Annotated in this window: 19 protein-coding genes; 15 read left to right on the top strand and 4 right to left on the bottom strand. The window is 30.1% G+C overall.

Features of this window, described 5'->3' with window-relative positions:
- The first annotated feature begins 333 nt into the window (after positions 1–333).
- The 11 genes from thrS to WAO74_RS10840 all read left to right on the top strand — a co-directional run bounded on the left by thrS (position 334) and on the right by WAO74_RS10840 (position 15221).
- Positions 334–2274 (top strand): threonine--tRNA ligase, encoded by a 1941-nt coding sequence (thrS, locus tag WAO74_RS10890; protein WP_422162044.1) that lies wholly within the window; start codon positions 334–336, stop codon positions 2272–2274.
- 114 nt (positions 2275–2388) lie between these two features.
- Complete coding sequence (gene infC, locus WAO74_RS10885; protein ID WP_422162051.1) at positions 2389–2907, top strand: translation initiation factor IF-3; 519 nt, start codon at positions 2389–2391, stop codon at positions 2905–2907.
- A gap of 125 nt (positions 2908–3032) precedes the next feature.
- Positions 3033–3230, top strand: a complete 198-nt coding sequence (rpmI, locus tag WAO74_RS10880) for a 50S ribosomal protein L35 (RefSeq protein WP_422162042.1) — start codon at positions 3033–3035, stop codon at positions 3228–3230.
- Between the two features lie 101 nt (positions 3231–3331).
- Positions 3332–3676, top strand: a complete 345-nt coding sequence (gene rplT / locus WAO74_RS10875) for a 50S ribosomal protein L20 (RefSeq protein ID WP_422162040.1) — start codon at positions 3332–3334, stop codon at positions 3674–3676.
- 82 nt (positions 3677–3758) lie between these two features.
- A complete protein-coding gene (locus WAO74_RS10870) occupies positions 3759–4367 on the top strand; it encodes a hypothetical protein (RefSeq protein WP_422162038.1) in 609 nt (202 codons plus the stop codon).
- A gap of 196 nt (positions 4368–4563) precedes the next feature.
- Entirely contained in the window at positions 4564–5769 is a 1206-nt protein-coding gene (glgA, locus tag WAO74_RS10865) for a glycogen synthase (protein WP_422162036.1), read from the top strand.
- 3 nt (positions 5770–5772) lie between these two features.
- A complete protein-coding gene (locus WAO74_RS10860; protein WP_422162034.1) occupies positions 5773–7038 on the top strand; it encodes a glucose-1-phosphate adenylyltransferase in 1266 nt (421 codons plus the stop codon).
- 34 nt (positions 7039–7072) lie between these two features.
- Positions 7073–9010, top strand: a complete 1938-nt coding sequence (locus WAO74_RS10855; RefSeq protein ID WP_422162033.1) for an alpha-1,4-glucan--maltose-1-phosphate maltosyltransferase — start codon at positions 7073–7075, stop codon at positions 9008–9010.
- Positions 9011–9012: 2 nt separating this feature from the next.
- A complete protein-coding gene (locus WAO74_RS10850; RefSeq protein WP_422162031.1) occupies positions 9013–10641 on the top strand; it encodes a trehalose synthase in 1629 nt (542 codons plus the stop codon).
- Between the two features lie 8 nt (positions 10642–10649).
- Positions 10650–12557, top strand: a complete 1908-nt coding sequence (gene glgB / locus WAO74_RS10845; protein WP_422162030.1) for a 1,4-alpha-glucan branching protein GlgB — start codon at positions 10650–10652, stop codon at positions 12555–12557.
- A gap of 258 nt (positions 12558–12815) precedes the next feature.
- Positions 12816–15221 (top strand): glycoside hydrolase family 31 protein, encoded by a 2406-nt coding sequence (locus WAO74_RS10840; protein WP_422162028.1) that lies wholly within the window; start codon positions 12816–12818, stop codon positions 15219–15221.
- Positions 15222–15284: 63 nt separating this feature from the next.
- Here WAO74_RS10840 and prfA read toward each other — a convergent pair whose 3' ends face one another.
- Entirely contained in the window at positions 15285–16361 is a 1077-nt protein-coding gene (gene prfA, locus WAO74_RS10835; protein ID WP_422162026.1) for a peptide chain release factor 1, read from the bottom strand.
- 92 nt (positions 16362–16453) lie between these two features.
- Here prfA and WAO74_RS10830 point away from each other — a divergent pair, with 92 nt between their 5' ends.
- Together WAO74_RS10830 and WAO74_RS10825 are read left to right on the top strand one after the other, a co-directional pair.
- Entirely contained in the window at positions 16454–16888 is a 435-nt protein-coding gene (locus tag WAO74_RS10830) for a hypothetical protein (protein WP_422162024.1), read from the top strand.
- A 100-nt stretch (positions 16889–16988) separates the two neighbouring features.
- A complete protein-coding gene (locus tag WAO74_RS10825) occupies positions 16989–17537 on the top strand; it encodes a hypothetical protein (protein WP_422162022.1) in 549 nt (182 codons plus the stop codon).
- Positions 17538–17729: 192 nt separating this feature from the next.
- Here the strand turns inward: WAO74_RS10825 and WAO74_RS10820 are convergent, their stop codons facing one another.
- Entirely contained in the window at positions 17730–18707 is a 978-nt protein-coding gene (locus tag WAO74_RS10820; RefSeq protein WP_422162021.1) for an endonuclease/exonuclease/phosphatase family protein, read from the bottom strand.
- Positions 18704–20347 carry a mechanosensitive ion channel family protein gene (locus WAO74_RS10815; protein ID WP_422162019.1) on the bottom strand — a complete coding sequence of 548 codons (1644 nt, stop codon included), beginning with the start codon at positions 20345–20347 and terminating at the stop codon, positions 18704–18706. Before WAO74_RS10815 ends, WAO74_RS10820 begins: the two co-directional genes overlap by 4 nt.
- A 90-nt stretch (positions 20348–20437) precedes the next feature.
- Here WAO74_RS10815 and WAO74_RS10810 point away from each other — a divergent pair, with 90 nt between their 5' ends.
- Together WAO74_RS10810 and WAO74_RS10805 are read left to right on the top strand one after the other, a co-directional pair.
- Positions 20438–20851, top strand: coding sequence for a hypothetical protein (locus WAO74_RS10810; protein WP_422162018.1), 414 nt, complete (start codon positions 20438–20440; stop codon positions 20849–20851).
- Between the two features lie 183 nt (positions 20852–21034).
- Positions 21035–21508: a hypothetical protein gene (locus tag WAO74_RS10805; RefSeq protein ID WP_422162016.1), complete on the top strand. Its 474-nt coding sequence runs from the start codon at positions 21035–21037 to the stop codon at positions 21506–21508.
- Between the two features lie 73 nt (positions 21509–21581).
- Here WAO74_RS10805 and WAO74_RS10800 read toward each other — a convergent pair whose 3' ends face one another.
- Positions 21582–22097 (bottom strand): gamma carbonic anhydrase family protein, encoded by a 516-nt coding sequence (locus WAO74_RS10800; RefSeq protein WP_422162015.1) that lies wholly within the window; start codon positions 22095–22097, stop codon positions 21582–21584.
- Positions 22098–22220 lie beyond the last annotated feature (123 nt).

Here is a 22220-nt window from a genome sequence, read left to right as displayed (position 1 = left end):
TTTAATTTAACAATAAAAAATAAATTTATTTTTTTTACTCTTTTTAACACTAACAAATAATGAACTTTTTTCCGAAACGGACTGCAAAGATACAACCCTTTTTTATTATCAACCTAATAAAAATTTATTAAATTATAATCTTTTTAACACACCACTAAACCCAACCCTATAAATCAATTAGTTATGTGATAAATGAATCAGGAAAAATTAAAATAAATTGAAGATTAAAATAAATTGATTTTAAATTAATTAAAAAATTAATTTTTATATCTAATAATCATGTATTAAAAATTGTTTTCTAATATCTTTGTACCCTAAATTTATTATATCGTAATGATTAAAATCACTTTACCAGATGGAAGTATCAAAGATTTTGCTCTAAATAGCACGCCTCTAGATATAGCCAAAAGCATTAGTGAAGGTTTAGCAAGAAACATTATTTCTGCAAACTTTAATGGAACAACTGTAGAAACCACCACCCCTTTAGTTACAGATGGCTCACTAGTTTTGTTAACGTTTAATGATGATGCTGGTAAAAAAGCATTTTGGCATTCCTCTGCTCATGTTTTAGCCGAAGCTATTTTAAGCTTTTATCCAAATGCCAAACTTACAATCGGACCTGCCATTGATAATGGTTTTTACTATGATGTTGATTTTCTTAAAGAAACGATTTCAGAAAACGATTTTAAAAAGATTGAAGACAAATTTCTAGAAATTGCTCGTGGAAAACACGAGTTTAAAATGCGTGAGGTTTCCAAAGCAGACGCCTTATCTTTATATAAAAAGGAAAATAACCCTTACAAGGTAGAGTTAATTGAAAATTTAACTGATGGAGAAATCACTTTCTGCGACCACAGTAATTTTACAGATTTATGCAGGGGAGGCCATATTCCGAACACAGGCATCATAAAAGCTGTTAAAATAATGAATGTGGCTGGTGCCTACTGGAGAGGTGATGAGAAAAATAATCAGCTTACTCGTGTTTACGGAATTTCATTTCCAAAACAAAAAATGCTTACTGATTACCTGGAATTACTAGAAGAGGCAAAAAAAAGAGATCATAGAAAACTAGGAAAAGAACTTGAATTATTTACTTTTTCCCAGAAAGTGGGTGCAGGTTTGCCTTTATGGTTGCCCAAAGGAGCTGCTTTGCGCGCTCGTTTAGAAAACTTCTTAAAAGTTGCTCAAAAAAAAGCAGGTTATGAAATGGTAATGACTCCGCATATTGGTCAGAAAGAATTATATGTTACTTCTGGACATTATGAAAAATATGGTGCAGACAGTTTCCAATCTATAAAAACTCCGAAAATGGATGAAGAGTTTTTATTAAAGCCCATGAACTGCCCACATCATTGTGAAGTTTATAATTTTAAACCTTATTCTTATAAAGATTTACCAAAACGTTTTGCAGAATTTGGCACAGTATATAGATATGAACAAAGTGGAGAGCTGCATGGTTTAACGCGCGTTAGAGGTTTTACTCAAGACGATGCTCATATATTCTGTACACCAGAACAATTAGATCAAGAATTTAAAGATGTTATAGACTTAGTGTTGTATGTTTTTGGTTCTTTAGGTTTTGAAGATTTTACAGCACAAGTATCAATTAGAGATAAAAGCAATCCTGATAAATATATAGGAGATACTGAAACTTGGGAACTTGCTGAACAAGCAATTATTAACGCTGCTACTGATAAAGGATTAAATTTTGTAATTGAAGAAGGAGAAGCTGCTTTTTACGGACCTAAATTAGACTTTATGGTAAAGGATGCTTTGGGAAGAAGTTGGCAATTAGGAACCATTCAAGTAGACTATAATTTACCAAAACGTTTCGATTTAACATATACAGGCTCAGATAACCAAGCTCATAGACCAGTAATGATTCATAGAGCGCCATTTGGCTCAATGGAGCGATTTATTGCAGTATTGCTAGAACATACAGCAGGTAATTTCCCTTTATGGCTAACTCCAGACCAAGTTATCTTACTACCAATCAGTGAGAAATATCAAAAATATTCAGAAAAAGTTTTAGAATCGCTAGAAAATTCCGAAATTCGCGCCCTCGTAGATGATAGAAGTGAAAAAACTGGTAGAAAGATTCGAGATGCTGAAGTAGGTAAAATACCTTTTATGCTTATTTTTGGGGAGAAAGAAGAAGAAAATGGTACAGTTTCTGTGAGAAAACATGGAGAAGGAGATTTAGGTACATTTACAATAGAGGAATTTATATCCTTAATTAAAACAGAAGAAAGCAAAACATTAAAGAAATTTTAATTATATTAGAGTTTCATCAATAAAAAATAAGGTTGATAAACAGCCATAAGTTAAATTTTAAATTTATAAGTCATAGCAATACGTAGAAGTAGGTCAAGAAGACCATTAAGAGTAATCAAAGAAGATCAGCATAGGATTAATGAGAAAATAAAATATGTTGACGAAGTTCGTCTTGTAGGCGACAACGTGGAAGTAGGTGTATATCCTTTAGAAAAAGCTAAAGAATTAGCCAAAGCACAGGAATTAGATTTGGTTGAAATATCACCAAAAGCAAAACCACCTGTTTGTAAAATAATTGATTACAAGAAATTCTTGTATGAGCAAAAGAAAAGAGAAAAAGTTCTAAAATCGAAAGCAACAAAAGTTACCATTAAAGAAATTCGTTTTGGACCTCAGACTGATGAGCATGATTATGAATTTAAGAAAAAACATGCTGAAAAATTTTTACAAGACGGATCAAAATTAAAAGCTTTTGTTTTCTTTAAAGGACGTTCAATTATCTTTAAAGAACAAGGTCAAATATTATTATTAAGACTAGCTCAAGATTTAGAAGAATTTGGTAAAGTGGAGCAATTGCCAAAATTAGAAGGTAAACGTATGATTATGTTTATCGCTCCAAAAAAACTAAAATAAAAAAGTTAGTAAAGTTTTTAATATATTTAAGTTTCTAAAGTTTTGTTCTTACTTAACTTTTACACTTTATAAACCTTAAAACTTTATTACTAAACGATAATAAGCAAGTTAAAAACGAAGGAGAGATGCCTAAAATGAAAACCAAATCTAGCGCCAAAAAACGATTTAAAGTTACTGGTTCTGGGAAAATAAAAAGAAAGCACGCGTTTAAAAGCCACATTTTAACAAAGAAGTCTAAAAAACGTAAATTAAAGTTAACACACGATACTTTAGTACACAAGTCGGATGTGTCTAACATTAAGCAGCAATTAAACTTAAAATAAGTTTTAAGTTTAAAAAGGGAATTTAATTATTAACCATGGAGTTAGGCCAAAAATAAAAAGTATTCTTAAATGAATCGCCTACTACAAAAAACATTGAAATTATGCCAAGATCAGTAAATTCAGTAGCCTCAAGAAAAAGAAGAAAAAAAATCTTGAAGGCAGCAAAAGGTTACTTTGGACGTAGAAAAAACGTTTATACAGTAGCAAAAAATGCAGTTGAAAAAGGTATGCTTTATGCATACAGAGACCGCAAAAACAATAAGAGAAACTTCCGTTCTTTATGGATTGTGCGTATAAACGCAGCAGCTCGTTTAAGTGGAATGTCTTACTCTCAGTTTATGGGTAAAATAAAAGCTAATAATATTGAGTTAAACCGTAAGGTTTTAGCTGATTTAGCTGTAAACAACCCACAAGCTTTTAAGGCAGTTGTAGAGAAAATTAAATAAATAATAATACTTGCTTATATTGAAAACCCAAACAATTTGTTTGGGTTTTTTTCTTAAATTTGCATTATACAAAAGCATAATAATGAAATCTAAATTTCTAACTGTATTTTTTTTAATGTTATTTTTAAATTCTTTTGCCCAAGAAGAATTGAATGATAAGAATGAAAAATCTAAATCTATAGAAAATCAATTTGATAATATTTATAGAACATCTACAACTTATCAAACATACAAAGTTATTGAAAAAGACAGGTATCTAACCTTAAAAAATAATGTTTTAGATTCTATAAAAAATGCAAATAAATTAATAGTTGAAAAAGAAAATTTACTGAAAGCAGAAAGAGAAAATTTAACAAAGCTAATTTCAAGTCTTGACAAAACAGAATTAGAACTAGAAGAAACTCAGAAAAAAGAAAATTCAATTTCTCTATTTGGGGCTCATATAAATAAAACATTCTATAATCTTATTCTTTGGTTTATAATTATTTTATTGATTTCATGTCTTTTATTATTTATTTATAAGTTTTCTAAAAGCAATGTTGATACAAAAAAAGCACAAGATAATTTATTGTCTGTAGAAAGTGATTTTGAGACGCACAGAAAGAAATCTCTAGAGAGAGAGCAAAAACTTAGAAGACAACTTCAAGACGAAATCAATAAAACTAGAGGCAATCAAAATAAAACCCTGTAATTATTGCAGTATTCTTTATCAATATTAATTTTTGATGAAAAATCTACATCAAAAAATCAATTTGACTGAAAAATTTTATTGAACCCTCAATAATAAATTCATCAAAAAACCTTTTCAATTATTTTGCAAATTTGATAGTATTATTATACCTTAATGGTCTCATTTAAGTAAATAAACAATACCGCAAAATCAATTTATGAAGACTCTTTTTTTAACCAGGGAATTTCCACCTTATGTTTATGGTGGAGCTGGTGTTCATGTGGAATATTTAGCTGCAGAATTATCTAAACTAATGGATGTAGATGTTAGATGTTTTGGAGATCAAAACTCCAATGAAGGCAGCCTAAGCGTAAAAGGGTTTCCATACGAAAATCCTATTTTTAATACAGCAGAAGAAAAACTAAAGGCCATATTTCAAACATTAAGTACAGGCATTCATATGAATGTGGATAAAGTAGACGCAGACATTGTGCACTGCCATACTTGGTATTCACATTTTGCAGGTATTATGGCAAAATTATGCTATGGAATTCCACTTGTTATTACCACACATTCTTTAGAACCTTTAAGGCCTTGGAAAAGAGAACAACTAGGTCGTGGTTATGACGCATCTTCCTGGATTGAAAAAACAGCAATTGAAATGGCAGATGCTTTAATTGCAGTGTCAGAAGAAACGAAAGAAGATGTTTTAAAATATTTTAATGTTGATGAAAGTAAAGTAAAGGTTATTTATAATGGTATTAATCTTCAACAATATATAACAACATCAGAATCGTCTACTTTAGATGAATATGGTATAGATAAAGCAAAACCTTATGTTCTTTTTGTGGGTAGAATTACGAGACAAAAAGGAATTATTCATTTGGTAAATGCCATTAAATATATAGATGCTGATACCCAAATTGTACTTTGTGCTGGAGCCCCAGACACCAAAGAAATTGGAAAAGAAATGGAAGATGCAGTTTACGAAGTTCAAAAAACACGTAAAAATATTATTTGGATCGATAAAATGGTTACAAAAGAAGAAGTTATTCAACTCTATTCTCATGCAGATGTTTTTTGTTGCCCATCAATTTACGAACCTTTTGGCATTATAAATATAGAAGCAATGGCTTGCGATACTGCTGTAGTAGCAAGTGCTGTTGGCGGAATTAAAGAAGTTGTTGTGCATGGAGAAACTGGTCTTTTAATACCAGTAGAACAGCAAAAATCTGCTCCTTTCGAACCTGTAAATCCAGATAAATTTGCAAGAGATTTAGCAAATGGAATTAACGAATTAATTAACAATCCTGAACTTAGAAAATCGATGGCAAAAAAGGGGAGAAAAAGAGTCGAAGATTATTTCGACTGGATATCTATAGCAAAACAAGTAGAGGAATTATACAAATCTTTAAAAAATTAAACAATGATAAACGACAAAGTATTAGGAATTATTTTAGGTGGTGGCCAAGGCTCTAGATTGTACCCATTAACCAAAGACCGATCTAAACCTGCTGTGCCAATTGCTGGTAAATATAGATTGGTAGATATCCCTATCTCAAATTGTATTAATTCTGATATTAAAAGAATGTATGTTTTAACGCAGTTTAATTCTGCTTCTTTAAATAAGCATATCAAAAACACCTATCACTTTAGTTTTTTTAGTTCCGCTTTTGTAGATGTTTTAGCAGCAGAACAAACCATACAAAGTGATAAATGGTTTCAAGGAACTGCGGATGCTGTAAGACAAAGCATGCATCACTTTTTAGCAAACGATTTTGAATATGCTTTAATTCTATCTGGAGATCAATTGTATAACATGGATTTTAATGATATGATTAAAAAACATGAAGACAGTAAAGCAGAAATAACTATTGCAACGTATCCTGTTACAGCAAAAGATGCAACTTCTTTTGGTCTATTAAAAACCAATGATAAAAATATTATTACATCATTTATAGAAAAACCTGGTGCAAATTTATTACCAAATTGGACTTCAGATGTTGGTACAGAAATGAATAACCAAGGTAGACATTATTTAGCTTCTATGGGTATCTATATTTTTAATAGAAAACTTTTAGTTGATTTAATGAGCAACCCTGATACCAATGATTTTGGTAAAGAAATTATACCTCAGGCAATTAACAAACACAAAACACTAAGTTATCAATATGAAGGATATTGGACAGATATTGGAAATATTGATTCTTTCTTTGAAGCAAATCTTGGTTTAACAGATGATATTCCTCAATTTAATTTATACGATGAAAACAGTGTTTATACAAGACCAAGAATTTTACCAACTTCTAAATTTTCTGGAACTATTTTAAATAAAACCGTAATTGGTGATGGTTGTATTATTCAAGCAGAAAAAATTGAAAGATCTGTTATAGGAATTCGATCTAGAATTGGTAAAAATTCTTTAATTTCGAATACCTATATGATGGGTAATGATTCTTATGAATCTTTAGAGGATGTTGCAAATAATCATATAGAAATTATGATGGGAATTGGAGACAGATGTTACATACATAACTGTATTGTAGATAAAAACTGTAGAATTGGAGATGATGTAAGAATAAATGGTGGCAAACATATTGCAAATATAGAAACAGATACTTACTTAGTAAAAGATGGTATTGTAGTGATTAAGAAAGATGCTACAATAGCGAAAGGAACTATCATAGGATAATTAGAAGTAAAATTTTAAAAATTTAAACTAACCAATGCTTAATCAAAGTAGAATTGTAATAGAAAATATTGCTCCACAAATAAATCAAGGAACAGTATGTATTAAAAGAGTTGTAGACGAAATAGTAAACGTAACAGCAGATGTTCTTACAGATGGACATGATGTTTTACAAACAAGCTTACTATACAAGCACAAATCAGAAAAATCCTGGTCAGAAGTTAGAATGTCTCCAACTAATAACGATGAGTATATTGCAAGTTTTCAAACTACAAAACAAGGCTTTTATACATACAAAATTGAAGGCTGGGTAGATTATGCTTTGAACTGGCAACATGGAATTGGGCGCAAAATAGACGACTATCAACATGTGAATTCAGAACTTTTAGAAGGTGCAGAACTTTTAGAAAATATAGTAGATAAAGTATCTAAAGACGAAAAAGATTATCTAAACTTTCTTATTCAAATATTTAGAAATACCGAAAGTTATGGAGAAGCTGTTAAAGAAGCTACTTCAAGAAAATTACATATTATCTTTAAAAAACACCCAGAAAAATTGCTTACTCAAACCTCAAATGAATATCAGGTTTATGTAGATAGAAAAAAAGCAAGATTCAGCACTTGGTACGAATTTTTTCCAAGATCAGCATCAGAACAAGAGGGTAAACATGGCACTTTTAACGATTGCCATAGATTATTACCAAGAGTTGCTCAAATGGGTTTCGATACTTTATACTTTCCTCCTATTCATCCAATTGGTGAAGTAAACAGAAAAGGTAAAAACAATACCACAAATGCTTTAGAAGGCGATGTTGGTTCTACTTGGGGAATTGGCTCAAAACATGGAGGTCATAAAGATATTCATCCAGAATTAGGTTCTTTAGAAGATTTTAAAAACCTTGTGAATAAAGCTAAAGAATTAGGTATAGAAGTGGCTATGGATTATGCTTTGCAAGCTGCTCCAGATCATCCTTGGGTAAAAGAACACCCAGATTGGTTTAAATGGAGACCAGATGGAACTGTGCAATATGCAGAAAATCCACCTAAAAAATACCAAGATATTTTACCTATTTATTGGGAAAGTAAAGACTTTAAAAATCTTTGGAAAGAGTGTTTAGAAACCTTATTCTACTGGATAGATTGTGGAATTAACGTTTTTAGGGTTGATAATCCACACACAAAACCATATTATTTTTGGGGTTGGATTATAGAACAAGTAAAGAAAAAACATCCAGATGTTTTATTTTTAGCAGAAGCTTTTACTAGACCAAAAGTAATGCACCAATTGGCAAAACAAGGTTACACACAGTCCTATACCTATTTTACTTGGAGAGATTCTAAGCATGAAATCATTCAGTATATGAACGAGTTAACCAAAACAGAACAAAGAGAATATATGCGACCTAACTTTTGGCCAAATACGCCAGATATTAATCCATATCATTTACAAGGTGCTCCAGAAAGTAAGTATTTACAACGTTACGCATTAGCTGCAACATTGAGTTCTAACATTGGTATTTATGGGCCTGTTTTTGAACAAATGATAGATACTCCAATTCCTGGAAAAGAGGAATATTATATGTCTGAAAAATTCCAACTTTGTCATTACGATTGGTTTAAAGAAAATAAAGTTACTTTTTTAATATCAAGAATAAATCAAATTAGAAAAGAAAACGAATCATATCAACAAACCAATAATATTCAATTTTTAGAAACTGGAAACGATAATTTAATTGCATTCTACAAATGGAATCAAGAAAAAACCAATGAAACTTTAACGGTTATCAGCTTAGATGCATACAACTCTCAATCTGGTTCTATTCAAATACCAATACATCAATTAGGTATACATAATGGGCAAAAAATTGAAGTAGAAGATTTAGTAACAAAAAATTGTTTTAACTGGTATAATGAATGGAATTATGTAGAATTGCATGCTACTTTACCTTTTCATATTTTTAAAATTAATAAATAATAATGATTAAAAAAAACAATGCAATTGCAAAAAATCCAATTTTCTCATCCAAAAATAATTGGGAGCAAATTATAGAGGATAAAAATTTTGTAAATGTTTTTTTATCAGAAATTTTAGAAGAATACATCCAGAAACAACGTTGGTATGGAGGAAAATCTAGCCAATTAAAATACATAGAATTAAGCGAATATTTTAGAATTCAGCAAAATGATGAAGTCTATTTTGGTTTAATTTTAGAAGTAAATTTTGTAGAAGCTTTTTACCATCATTACTTTTTGCCAATTGCATTTGTTTCTGATGAAAATTTTGCTCAAGAAAATAGAATTTTACCTATAAAATTAAAAGATCAAGAAGGTTTTATTATAGATGCAATGTATTTAGAATCTTTTAGAAAAGTAGTTTACGAAAGAATTAGCAGTGCTTTACCTATAGATAAAACTCCAGTTCAATACCACAAAACAGAAGCATTTAATTTTCCTCCTTATAAATCATCAAGATTTATGGGTGTTGAGCAAAGCAATACTTCTATTATTTATAATGATGAATTTATTCTGAAATTCTTTAGAAGAATTTATGCCGATAAAAATCCCGATTATGAAATGAGTCGATTCTTATCAGATAGTAAAGAATTTAAGAACACACCACCATATTTAGGAAGTATTAATATTATAGACTCAGAAAACACCAATATTACAATTGGTTTAATGCAAAAATTAGTACCTAATAAAGGAGATGCTTGGGAATATTTTTTAAAAGAAATTCATAAAATTTATAAAACCATAGATTCTAAAAATATTTCTTTTCATAATTTACAAGATGTAGAAATATTCAAGCGTTTAAAAATTGAAGATGTTTCTCCACAAGTAATCGATTGGATTGGGCTTCATTTATTAAATAAAGTAAAATTATTAGCGCAAAGAACTGCAGAAATGCATGCTGCACTCGGTTCTGAGTTTGCAGACACATCCTTCACTCCTACTCGTTTTAATGGCGATTATGCTGTGTGGTTAAAGAATAGATTAACCTATCAATTTCAAAACCGACTAAATCTAACAGAAAACAATCTTCATAAATTAGAAGGTTACTCATTAAAATTAGCGCAAGAATTTTTAGAAAAGAAAAACGAAATCAGAAAACGCCTTGTAAATTTTGATTGGACCACACTTAAAGGTGAGAGAATTAGAATTCATGGCGATTATCATTTAGGGCAAATTTTAGTTCAAGATGATGATTTTTATATTCTAGATTTCGAAGGTGAACCAGAAAGCACAATTAGAGATCGTAAAGTAAAACAACCTCCTTTAAAAGATGTTGCAGGCTTATTTCGATCATTTCATTATGCTATTTATTCAACCATTTTCAATCATCAAAAAAAGTATAAAAAAAGTCAAGAAGAACTTTTCGATATTGGCGAATTATTATACAAATACATGGTTTCTATATTTATGGAAACCTATGTAGAAACAACAAAAAATGCGAATCTTCATATTGGTTATAGAAACGAAAGAAGATTTTTACTAAAATATTGCATATTAGAAAAAGCAATCTACGAACTAGGTTACGAACTAAACTCAAGACCTAAATGGACAATTATTCCATTAAAAGGGATTGCAAATATTATGAACTCATAAAATTAATTATGGCAAAAACAAAAGCACACAGTCTTTTTACAGAATTTGATATCAACTTATTTAAAGCGGGTAAACATTATCGTTTATACGAAAGGTTTGGATCTCACATAACAACTGTAAATGGCGAAGAAGGCACCTATTTCGCAGTTTGGGCACCAAGTGCTAAAATGGTTTCAGTAATTGGAGATTTTAATTACTGGTCAGGAGTTGAGCATCAACTAAATGTACGTTGGGATGGCAGTGGAATTTGGGAAGGATTTATTCCAAAAGTAGGTAAAGGAAGCATTTATAAATATAAAATTATAAGTTCTAACAATAACATCATTACAGAAAAAGCAGATCCATTTGCAAGAAGATGCGAACATCCTCCAAAAACAGCTTCTGTTGTTTGGGAAGATGATTACGATTGGAAGGACCAAAAATGGATGAAAAACAGAAAGAAGAACAATGCTTTAGATGCGCCTTATTCTGTTTACGAAGTGCATTTAGGTTCTTGGAAAAAACAAATTGAAGAAAATCGATTTTTGAGCTACCAAGAACTTGCAGAAGAATTAGTAAATTATGTTGCAGAAATGAATTTTACACACGTAGAATTTATGCCAATTATGGAGTATCCTTATGATCCTAGTTGGGGCTATCAATTAACAGGTTATTTTGCACCAACTTCTAGATTTGGATATCCAGATGATTTTAAACATTTAGTAGACAAGTTTCACGAAAAAGGAATTGGAGTTATTTTAGACTGGGTACCTTCGCATTTTCCTTCAGACGATCATGGTTTAGGTTTCTTTGATGGGTCTCATTTATATGAACATCCAGATAGAAGAAAAGGATATCATCAAGACTGGAAAAGTTTAATTTTTAATTATGGTAGAAACGAAATCAAAGCGTTTTTAATAAGCAATGCCATTTTTTGGTTAGACCAATATCATGCAGATGGTTTAAGAGTAGATGCTGTAGCCTCGATGTTATTCTTAGATTATTCTAGAAAAGATGGTCAATGGGAACCAAATATTTTTGGAGGTAGAGAGTATTTAGAAGCCATCGATTTTATTAAAGAAATGAATTCTGAAGTTTACGCTTCTTTTCCAGATGTGCAAACTATAGCAGAAGAATCTACTTCTTTTCCTAAAGTTTCTAGACCAATATACGATGGTGGTTTAGGTTTTGGTATGAAATGGATGATGGGTTGGATGCACGATTCTTTGCAATATTTTGCTAAAGAACCTATTTATAGAAAACATCATCAAAATAATTTAACATTTGGTTTAAATTATGCCTTTTCAGAAAACTTTATGCTACCTCTTTCTCACGATGAAGTTGTGTATGGTAAAAAGTCAATTGTTAGTAAAATGCCTGGTGATGAATGGCAACGTTTTGCAAATTTGCGTTTGCTATATAGTTTTATGTACACACATCCAGGAGCAAAATTATTGTTTCAAGGAAGTGAGTTTGGGCAAACCAGCGAATGGAATTTTGACGGAAGTTTAGATTGGCATTTATTAGAGTTTGATGTGCATAAAGGCGCTCAAACACTGGTTAAAGATTTGAATAAATTGTACAAAAAAGAACCAGCTTTATTTCAAAAACAGTTTTCTCATGAAGGTTTTGAGTGGATCGATCATGGAGATCATCAAAACTCTGTGCTTACCTATATAAGAAAAGGTGAGAACGAAAAAGACAACGTTATTATCATTCTAAATTTAACGCCAATACCTAGATTAAGTTATAGAATAGGTTTGCCTAAATCTGGCACTATAAAAGAAATTTTTAATAGTGATGAGACAAAATATTATGGTTCTGGGAATTTTAAAAATAAAAATTTAAAAAGCGAAGAAAAATCTTGGAATAGAAGAGAGCATTCAATAGAATTGAATTTACCTCCTTTAGGCATGTTAGCTTTTAAATTTAAATAAAACCAAAGCTCTCTAATTGCAGTATTTGTAATAAAAGAGAGCTTTTTTTTTGCACTTCATAAAAAAAATCTTTCCTATTAAGGTTTTCTAAATTCTTTGCATTTTTGATAAATTGAAAGATTATAATATTAATTTTAATACAATAAGCAATACTTTTACCCAAATTTAATCGATAACGTTATCGTAAATAAATACGAAGACAATTCAGTATTTTATCAAATTTTACGATTTTTACAAGATATAAAAACAAACAAAAACATGATTGTTAATACAGAGTTAGAACAAAAAGGAAACTTGTTTCCATCAGAAATAATACAATATAAAAAAGACGTAGATACACTTTATTTTACAACTAAAAATAATGTTGTTTTACAAGTTACTGTAGTAAGAGATAGTGTTATTCGATTTAGATACACAACAACTGGTAAATTTGAAAAAGACTTTTCTTACGGAGTTACTATACATGCCTCTCGTGGTTACAACTTTTTAGAAGTTTCAGAAAATACAACTCATTATACTATTAAAACATCTAAATTAATTTGTAAAGTAGAAAAATTGAGCTTACAAGTAAGTTTATATGACGCTCTAGATTTAAAGTTAATCAATCAAGATGAAATTGGTTTTCATTGGGAAGAAAGTTACGAATATGGTGGAGACATTGTAAAAATGAGTAAAGTTTGTCAAAAAGCTGAAAGTTTTTATGGTTTAGGAGACAAGCCTGTCGAAGTAAATATGAAAGGGAAACGTTTCGAAAATTGGGCAACAGATTCTTATGCTTTTGGCAAAAATACAGATCCTATTTACAAAGCTATTCCTTTTTATACAGCTATTCAAGATAATAAATCTTATGGTATTTTCTTTGATAATACCTTTAAAACACATTTCGATTTTGCTCACGAAAGAAGAAATGTAACTAGTTTTTGGGCGCAAGGTGGCGAAATGAATTACTACTTTATTTACGGGCCAAAAATGGAAGATGTTGTTGCCAATTATACAGATTTAACTGGCAAACCTCATGCATTACCTCCTTTATGGGCTTTAGGTTTTCACCAATGCAAATGGAGTTATTATCCAGAAAGTAACGTAAAAGAGGTTACTAAAACATTTAGAGATTTAAAAATTCCTTGCGATGCTATTTATTTAGATATCGATTATATGGATGGTTTTAGATGTTTTACCTGGGATAAAAATCATTTTCCAGACCCAAAAAGAATGGTAAAAGAACTAGAAGATGATGGTTTTAAAACCGTTGTTATAATAGACCCAGGAATTAAAATAGATTTAGAATATGATGTTTTTAAAGAAGCATTAGATAAAGATTATTTCTGTAAGCGTGCAGATGGCCCATACATGAAAGGAAAAGTTTGGCCTGGAGAATGTTATTTTCCAGATTTTACAAAACCAGAAGTTAGAGAATGGTGGTCTGGTTTATTTCAAGAATTAATAGAAGATATTGGCGTAAAAGGTGTTTGGAACGATATGAATGAACCAGCTGTAATGGATGTTCCTAACAAATCTTTCCCAAATGATGTAAGACATGATTATGATGGTAATCCTTGTTCGCACAGAAAAGCGCATAATATTTACGGAACGCAAATGGCGCGTGCAACTTACCATGGATTAAAGAAATATGCATATCCAAAAAGACCTTTTGTAATTACAAGATCTGCATATTCTGGAGCACAAAGATATACATCAACTTGGATGGGAGACAATGTTGCAACTTGGGAACATTTGGCAATTGCAAACAACCAAGCACAAAGAATGGCAATGTCTGGTTTCTCTTTTGCAGGATCAGATATAGGTGGTTTTGCTGAGCAGCCTCAAGGAGAACTTTTTGCAAGATGGATTCAATTAGGTGTTTTTCATGCCTTTTGTAGAGTACATTCTTCAGGAGATCATGGAGATCAAGAACCTTGGGTTTTTGGAGAAGAAATTACAGACATTGTTAGAAAGTTCGTAGAAATAAGATATCAATTATTACCTTATTTATATACTGCTTTTTGGAATCATATAAACCATGGAATTCCTATTTTAAAATCATTGGTTTTATTCGATCAAGAAGATGTGCACACACATTATAGAAGTGATGAGTTTATTTATGGCGAAAGTATTTTAGTTTGCCCAATACAAGAACCAAATGCCAAAGGTAGAAGAATGTATGTACCAAGAGGTAAATGGTATAATTTCTGGACTGAAGAAGTTGTAGAAGGTGGAAAAGAAATGTGGGTTGATGCAGAATTAGATAGCATGCCAATTTTTATAAAAGAAGGTGCTGTTATTCCTAAATACCCTGTACAACAATATGTGGGAGAAAAGAAATTTGATGAAGTTACATTAGATGTTTATTACAAAGAAGGCAAAGAAAGATCTCAGTTGTATGATGACGCACATGATGGTTATGATTATAAGAAAGGACGATATAGCTTACGCACGTTTAAAGTAACTGGTAAAAAGAACGAATTTATTTTACAACAACACAAAGAAGGAACTTTTGAAGCAGATTATAAAAACTTTAATATCGTTTTTCATAATTTACCTTTTAAAATAACGACCATAGAAATAGATAATGTTGAAGTAGATTTAAGTGGATTAAAAAATGGAAATACGCAAGCCATTTCTATAGATAAAACATTTACAGAACTTCATTTATTTGGTAATTAAAAAAAATTGAACAAAAAAAAGCCTTCTATTTTGTTAAGTAGAAGGCTTTTTTTTTAGATGAATTTAAATTCCATCTCCTAATTGCTTTAATTTTTCGGTATTTTCAGCAAGCATTAATTCATCAATAATTTTCTGAATATCACCATTTATAATATTTGGCAAATCATATAAAGACAAGCCAATTCTATGGTCTGTAACTCTACCTTGTGCGTAATTGTAAGTTCTAATCTTCGCACTTCTGTCTCCAGAAGAAACCATAGAACCACGTTTTAAAGCATCTTCTGCTTGTTTTTTGGCCAATTCCATATCATACAAACGAGATCTTAAAACTTTAAAAGCTTTCTCCTTATTTTTATGCTGACTTTTTTGATCTTGACATTGAGCAACCAAGCCAGTTGGTAAATGCGTTAAACGAACAGCAGAATAGGTTGTATTTACAGACTGACCTCCAGGACCTGAAGAACAGAAAAAATCGATTCTTACATCTTTTGGATTTATCTCAACATCAAATTCTTCTGCCTCTGGAAATACCATACACGTGGCTGCAGATGTATGCACACGTCCCTGAGTTTCTGTCTGTGGTACTCTTTGCACACGATGCACACCAGCTTCGAACTTTAAAGTTCCGTAAACATCTGTTCCATTCACTTCGAACTGAATCTCTTTAAAACCACCATTTGTGCCCTCAGAATAATCTACAGTAGCAACTTTCCAACCTTTACTTTCGCAATATTTAGAATACATTCTAAATAAATCTCCAGCAAAAATACTTGCTTCATCACCTCCAGTTCCTGCACGCAATTCTACAACTGCATTCTTAGAATCTTCTGGATCTTTTGGTATCAATAAAATTTTAATTTCTTCTTCTAATTCAGGAATTCTAATGTTGGCTTCTTCTAGTTGCATCTTTGCCATTTCTGTCATTTCTGCATCAGAACCATCAGCAATAATTTCTTTAGCTTCTTCTATATTGTTTAATAAAACTTGGTATTCTTCGCCTTTATTAACAACACTTCCTAAATCTTTATATTCCTTCATTAATTGCGCATAACGCTTTTGATCTACTATAATTTCTGGCTGAATAATTAAATCAGAAACCTCATCATAACGTTGCTTAACAATTCTTAATTTATCTAACATCTTCTGTCTTTTCTTGGGGGTAAATTTACAATATTTCTTGTGAATTCAATTATATCAATTTAACTATATTTGAGGGTGTAAATTTATTTTTAATGAAAAATTATCTTTTTATATGTTGTTTTCTATTGACAATCTCTTGTCAAAATGATAAAAATAAATTAGAAAAACCAGCTTTTTTAATTGGCAATTGGATTCGTTTAAACGATAAACCTGGCAGCCAAACTTACGAAACTTGGAACACCAATTTTACAGGAATAGGTTATACCAAAAAAGGTGCAAACACCACTTTTCAAGAAACCATGAGTATTATTTCTGTAAATGACACCTTATATTTAAAAGTAGAAGGTGTAAATGAAACGCCTACTCTATTTAAGTTTACACAACAAACAAATACTTCTTTTGTCTGTGAAAACCCTAAAAACGAATTCCCAAAAAAAATAAAATATTATATAGAAAATAAGCAATTAAAAGCAATTATTTCTTCTGATGATTTTAGAATTGATTTTGTTTTTGAAAGAGTAAAATAATTTGGTTTGTTTCTAATTTTTTAAAACGCTAACTTCGTTATCGTCTGATATAAAACATTGAAACGATTTTATATCAATAAAGTTGTGCAACATTAAAAAAATGAAAATCCGAATATTATTTTTGTTAATTTTAGTTTATTCAGTCTCTTCCTGCCAAGAAAAATCGGACTTTATCTCTGATTGTGAATGCTTGAAAATAGATATTAAAAAAGGAATTAAAGTAACTGATAATCTTGATAGATTTCATGTTACTTTTCCGAATGAAAATTGGGAACCGAATTTTCACAATGACGAATTAGGAAATGGAATAGTTGGAGCTGTACTCGAAGGAAATAGTTTTAAATCATTTAGTGTTTCAGAATTGAGTAAAGCTGAAAATTGGATGAGTAAAAAGGAACAACAAGCTGATATTGAGTCAAAATATAATGTTATCGAATCTGGCTTAACTAAAATAAATGGAATAGAATCTTTGTGGAATTTAGTTGACTTTAAAAATGATTCAATTCCTTCTTTTACATTGTACATTATGACTGAACATCCAACTGAAAATTTATTTTACACTTTAAATTTATCTGTAAGTAAAGACAAATATGGAAAAAAGGAACTTTGTGAATTAGAAAATTTATTAAAAACATTCCGAACGAAATAAAAAAACGTTGCACAACACCGTACAAAATTAATTGCTTGCTTTCTGCTCACTTACGAAAATCCTCGCGGATTTTCTTGGTCAGTAATTATTTATTAACTTTATTACTAAATCAACGCAACTAAACTTGTACAACAACGATAACGAAACTCCATTTATTAAAAAATACCAAACGAGTTTTTTATATTTAATTGATTACTTCAATCGAAACTCCATAAAAACAGGCAAATGATCTGAAGCTTCCCCAAACTCGTTTAAGACTTTTCCAGAAATGTACTCAATCGAATTTTTAGTATAAAAAATATAGTCTATTCGAACTTTCGGGTTTTTACTATCGTAAGTATTCGAAAGATGTTCTAAATCAAATGCTGCATTTCCAATATTTTCCATCGTAAACATCTGTTGAATTACAGCCTCTTTATCTCTTGCTTCCGAATTAAAATCGCCCAATAAAATTGTTGGATAGTTTTCTTTATATCGATTAAAAATTGCCAAAACTTCTTCAAATTGGTTTGCTCTAGTTGTTTTATCAAAAGCTTCTAAATGAACATTTATCAATATTACTTCTTTGTTATTTAAAGTAACTTTTACAACTTGCGCCAAACGTTCTAAATAAAAAGCATCTCTATAAAAAGGAGCATTTGATACTCTTTCTAAAACAATTCTTTGTTGGTCTTTTAATGGATATTTACTAATAATTGACTGCCCAGAAACTACTTTTCCAAAATGCATTGTGGGTGGCCAATAAGGAAAAGGCACATAAGTTTCATCCCAATTAATGGTTTTAGCTCTATATTTAAAACCCAAATTTGCAATTTCGCTTTCTTGATTTATATTAAATGAACGAGAAGCATTGTAATCTATTTCTTGAAAAGCGATAATATCTGGATTCACTTTTTTAGTTTCCTCTAACACTTTATCCAAATTTGTGTCAAATAATCCCTTTGGTTTGGATACAGGTAAATTATTAGTCATACCACTTAAATAACCTATATTATAAGTGATAATGCTAAAAACAGAATCATTATCAACTGTAAAATTACCTTCAACTACTTGTAAAATAGCATATTCACTTTTATTTAAAGTAGATGATGATGCCCAGAAAAAGAAAATTACAAAGGCGATTATCAATAAAAATAAAAAGCGAAAAAAGTGTTTTAGGTAATGTTTCATCTGTTATCTGTTGGTGTATCTCTTGAAATATTTTTAGAAAAATCTGATACTATTTTTTGAATGGAAGCATCAATTCTTTCTTTATCTATGTTATATTTTGGCAATAAATTTCCTTTGTCTGGAAACTGTTCTATTGTAACAGTTGTAGATGGGAAAGCAAACTCTATACCCAATTCTTTTGCTAATTTTACAATGGCAATATGCAATCTGTGTTTCGAAGTTTGTTCTATACCCCATTCTAAACTTTTAAAATATACATTTACCATTACTAAAAGTGCAGAATCTCCAAAACCTGTAAACTCAACATTATAAGAATCCGAGCGTGTTTCTGGGTGTTCTATAATAATTTGTCTAATTCCGTTTACAAATGCTTCTATTAATTCTGGTGGAGTGTCGTAACGCAAACCTAAGTTCGTATTATAACGTCTGAACAAGCGCAAACCTTTATTATTAATTACAATTTCTGATAATTTACTGTTCGGAATTTGATAAATGGATGTATCTGCTGCACGAACTCTGGTAGATCTAAAACCAACTTTTTCTACAGTTCCAACTACTTCACCAGCTTCTATCCAATCATCTATATGAAAAGGTTTGTCCATAAAAATCATGATCGTTCCTATCAAGTTTTTTACAGTGTCTTGAGATGCCAATGCAAATGCCAAACCACCAATTGTTGCGCCTGCTAATAAAGTTGTAGTGTCTACACCAAACAATCTTAACAGGTTAAACAAACCAACTGCCAAAACAATTCCTGTTAAAAAATTGTTTAAAATTGGAACTAATTGGTCATCAAGTCTTCCATGAGTAGTTTCAGTAAACTCGCCATAAATACGCATTACTACTTGTACTAATTTTAGAAAAATATAAATCCAAAAAATAGTTTCAGCAATATTTATTGCTAAAAATAACCATTTATTTATCTCTATAGAAAATTCTAGAGAAGGAAAAAAAGTATCAACAAATGTTAAAGAAACCAATAAACTTATTGGATGTGCCAATTTTTTTAAAACCAACTTTACCTCTAAATTATTTTCACTTTTAGTTATTTGATGTTGTACTCTTTGTAAAATCCAAAAGGTAATTTTTTTAATGATAAAGAAAATTAAGAGTGATAAACAAAAGACCATTATTAATGCAACTAATTGCCAAATCTCTATACCCATTATATTTTTATGACCAGATTCAGGTATTATATTTTGCAAACTTTCTACATACCAAGGAAAAACATCTTTGTATAAATTATCTATTTGGGCAATGGTTTCTGTTGAATAATACCATTTGTCATCTACTTTTTCAACATAAATTTGAGGCATTCTCTCTGGAAACAAAACATATTTATAATAATTCGAGTAACCAATAGTATCGTTATAATTAGGATTGTTTGGAATTTTATTAAAATCTACTACTAACCCTTTTCCATCTAGAATTCTTTTTATTTTAATCGCTTTTTCAATAGCTTTTTTTCCATCTAAACCTAAAATAGTTTTGGCAGATTTTTCAGGTTGATAAGAAGCATCTTGTAAAAAAAATAAATGTGTGTATATAGTTGCATAAGGATTACTTAAATCTACATTTTCTGCCTCTTGTGAATTTAAAGAAAGAGATAAGAAGCAAAAAAGTATAAGAAATTTTTTCATAATTAATGAATTCTTGTTTAAAACTAGTGCAAATTTAAACCTTTTGATTTTTCTAAAGTCTAAACTGCATAACTAAATAGAAATAAAAAAATGAAAAAAGTAATTAGTATCACAATCCTTGTTTTTGCTTTTACATTAACAGCACAAGCACAAAAAAAAGATGGTAAACAAGTTGAAAAAATACTTGCTCAATTAACCACAGATTTAGAATTATCTGCAGATCAACAAGCAAAAATTAAACCTTTATTGGTTTCGCAAATCGAGGATAGAAAAGCAATGAACGAGCAAAGAAAATTAATGCAAGAATCTGGAGAAAAGCCAAGTAAAGAAGCTCGCAAAAAAATGAAAGAAGATAGAGATGCCAAAGAAGCTGATATGAATAAAAAAATGTCAGAAATATTAAGTGAGCAGCAATTTGAAAAATTCAAAGCAATTGACGCAGAAAAAAAAGGAAAACAAGGAAAGAAAGGAAAGAAAGGAAAGAAAGAGAAAAACGAAAATTAAAGAGTTTTAATTTTTTTACTTAAACTCGAATTTAAATCAGCATAGATTCTAAAAAGAATATCTGCTGATTTTTTTTATCAAAAAAAACACTGTTAAAAAACTGTTAATCAATATTTAAGATTAAACCTTTTCCTTTTTTTAATGTCAAAGAAGTATATTATAAAAATTTAAAAAGATAACATCATGAGAAAAATAGCAAGTATTATTTTGGTAGCATTTGTATTTACCTTCACAGTAAATGGCCAGCAAAAAGAAAAAAATAAAAGAGAAAACAAAAGACCAAAAATGTCTGTAGAACAACATACAACCTTGGCAGTTAAAAAAATGACATTGGCTTTAGATTTATCTGAAAAACAACAAAACCAGATAATTCCTTTAATAAAAGCACAAGCAGAAACTAAAAAAGCAAACATGGAGAATTGGAAGGCTTTAAAAGAAAGTGATAAAAAACCTTCTGCTGATGAAATTTATGAAATGCAAATGAAACGTTTAGACAATCAAATTGCATTTAAGAAAAATATGAAAAATATTTTAGACAAAGAGCAGTTTGAAAAATTTGAAAAAATGGCAAAGTCTAGGAAAATGAAAGGCAAAAAAATGATGATGAAAAAAGGAGCTATGAAAAAGAAAAAAATGTCTGAAAATAGAGAAGAATAGTAAACTAGTTTTGGTTGATTGGTTTAATAAGTGCCCAGTTTCTGAAAAGAAATTGGGTTTTTTATTTTAAAAATTACTCTTTAAACCAACTGGAATATTTCACGTAGTTATTAGCAATTCTATCTATTTCACCAGAAATTAATTCTTGAGAAATATCTTTCACTTTTTTAGCTGGTACTCCTGCATAAATACTACCACTTTCTACTCTTGTATTTTTTGTAACCACTGCACCTGCTGCAATTATTGAGTTCGATTCTATAACGCAATCATCCATAATAATAGAACCCATACCCACTAAAACATTGTCGTGAATTGTACAACCATGTACAATTGCATTGTGCCCTATTGAAACATTATTTCCAATATTGGTAGGCGATTTTAAATAGGTTGCATGAATTACTGCTCCATCTTGAATGTTTACTTTGTTGCCAATTTTGATGTAATGCACATCTCCTCTAATCACAGCATTATACCAAATAGAACATTCTTTTCCTAAAGAAACTTCTCCAAGAATGGTTGCATTTTCTGCCACAAAACAATCTTCTGGTATTTGTGGATGTTTATTATTTACTGGTTTGATTATTGGCATATTTTATAAAATTTAAACATTTGTAAATTGTAAAGATAAAAATTACCAGAGAGACACAATAGAAAAATATAGTTGTGTTTCGTTTGAGTGTTTCTTCCCTTTAGGAAGAATTAAAGATGGGCT

Source organism: Polaribacter sp. (assembly GCF_049276715.1).
Lineage (GTDB): Bacteria > Bacteroidota > Bacteroidia > Flavobacteriales > Flavobacteriaceae > Polaribacter.
This window is presented reverse-complemented; position numbering and strand designations above follow the sequence as displayed.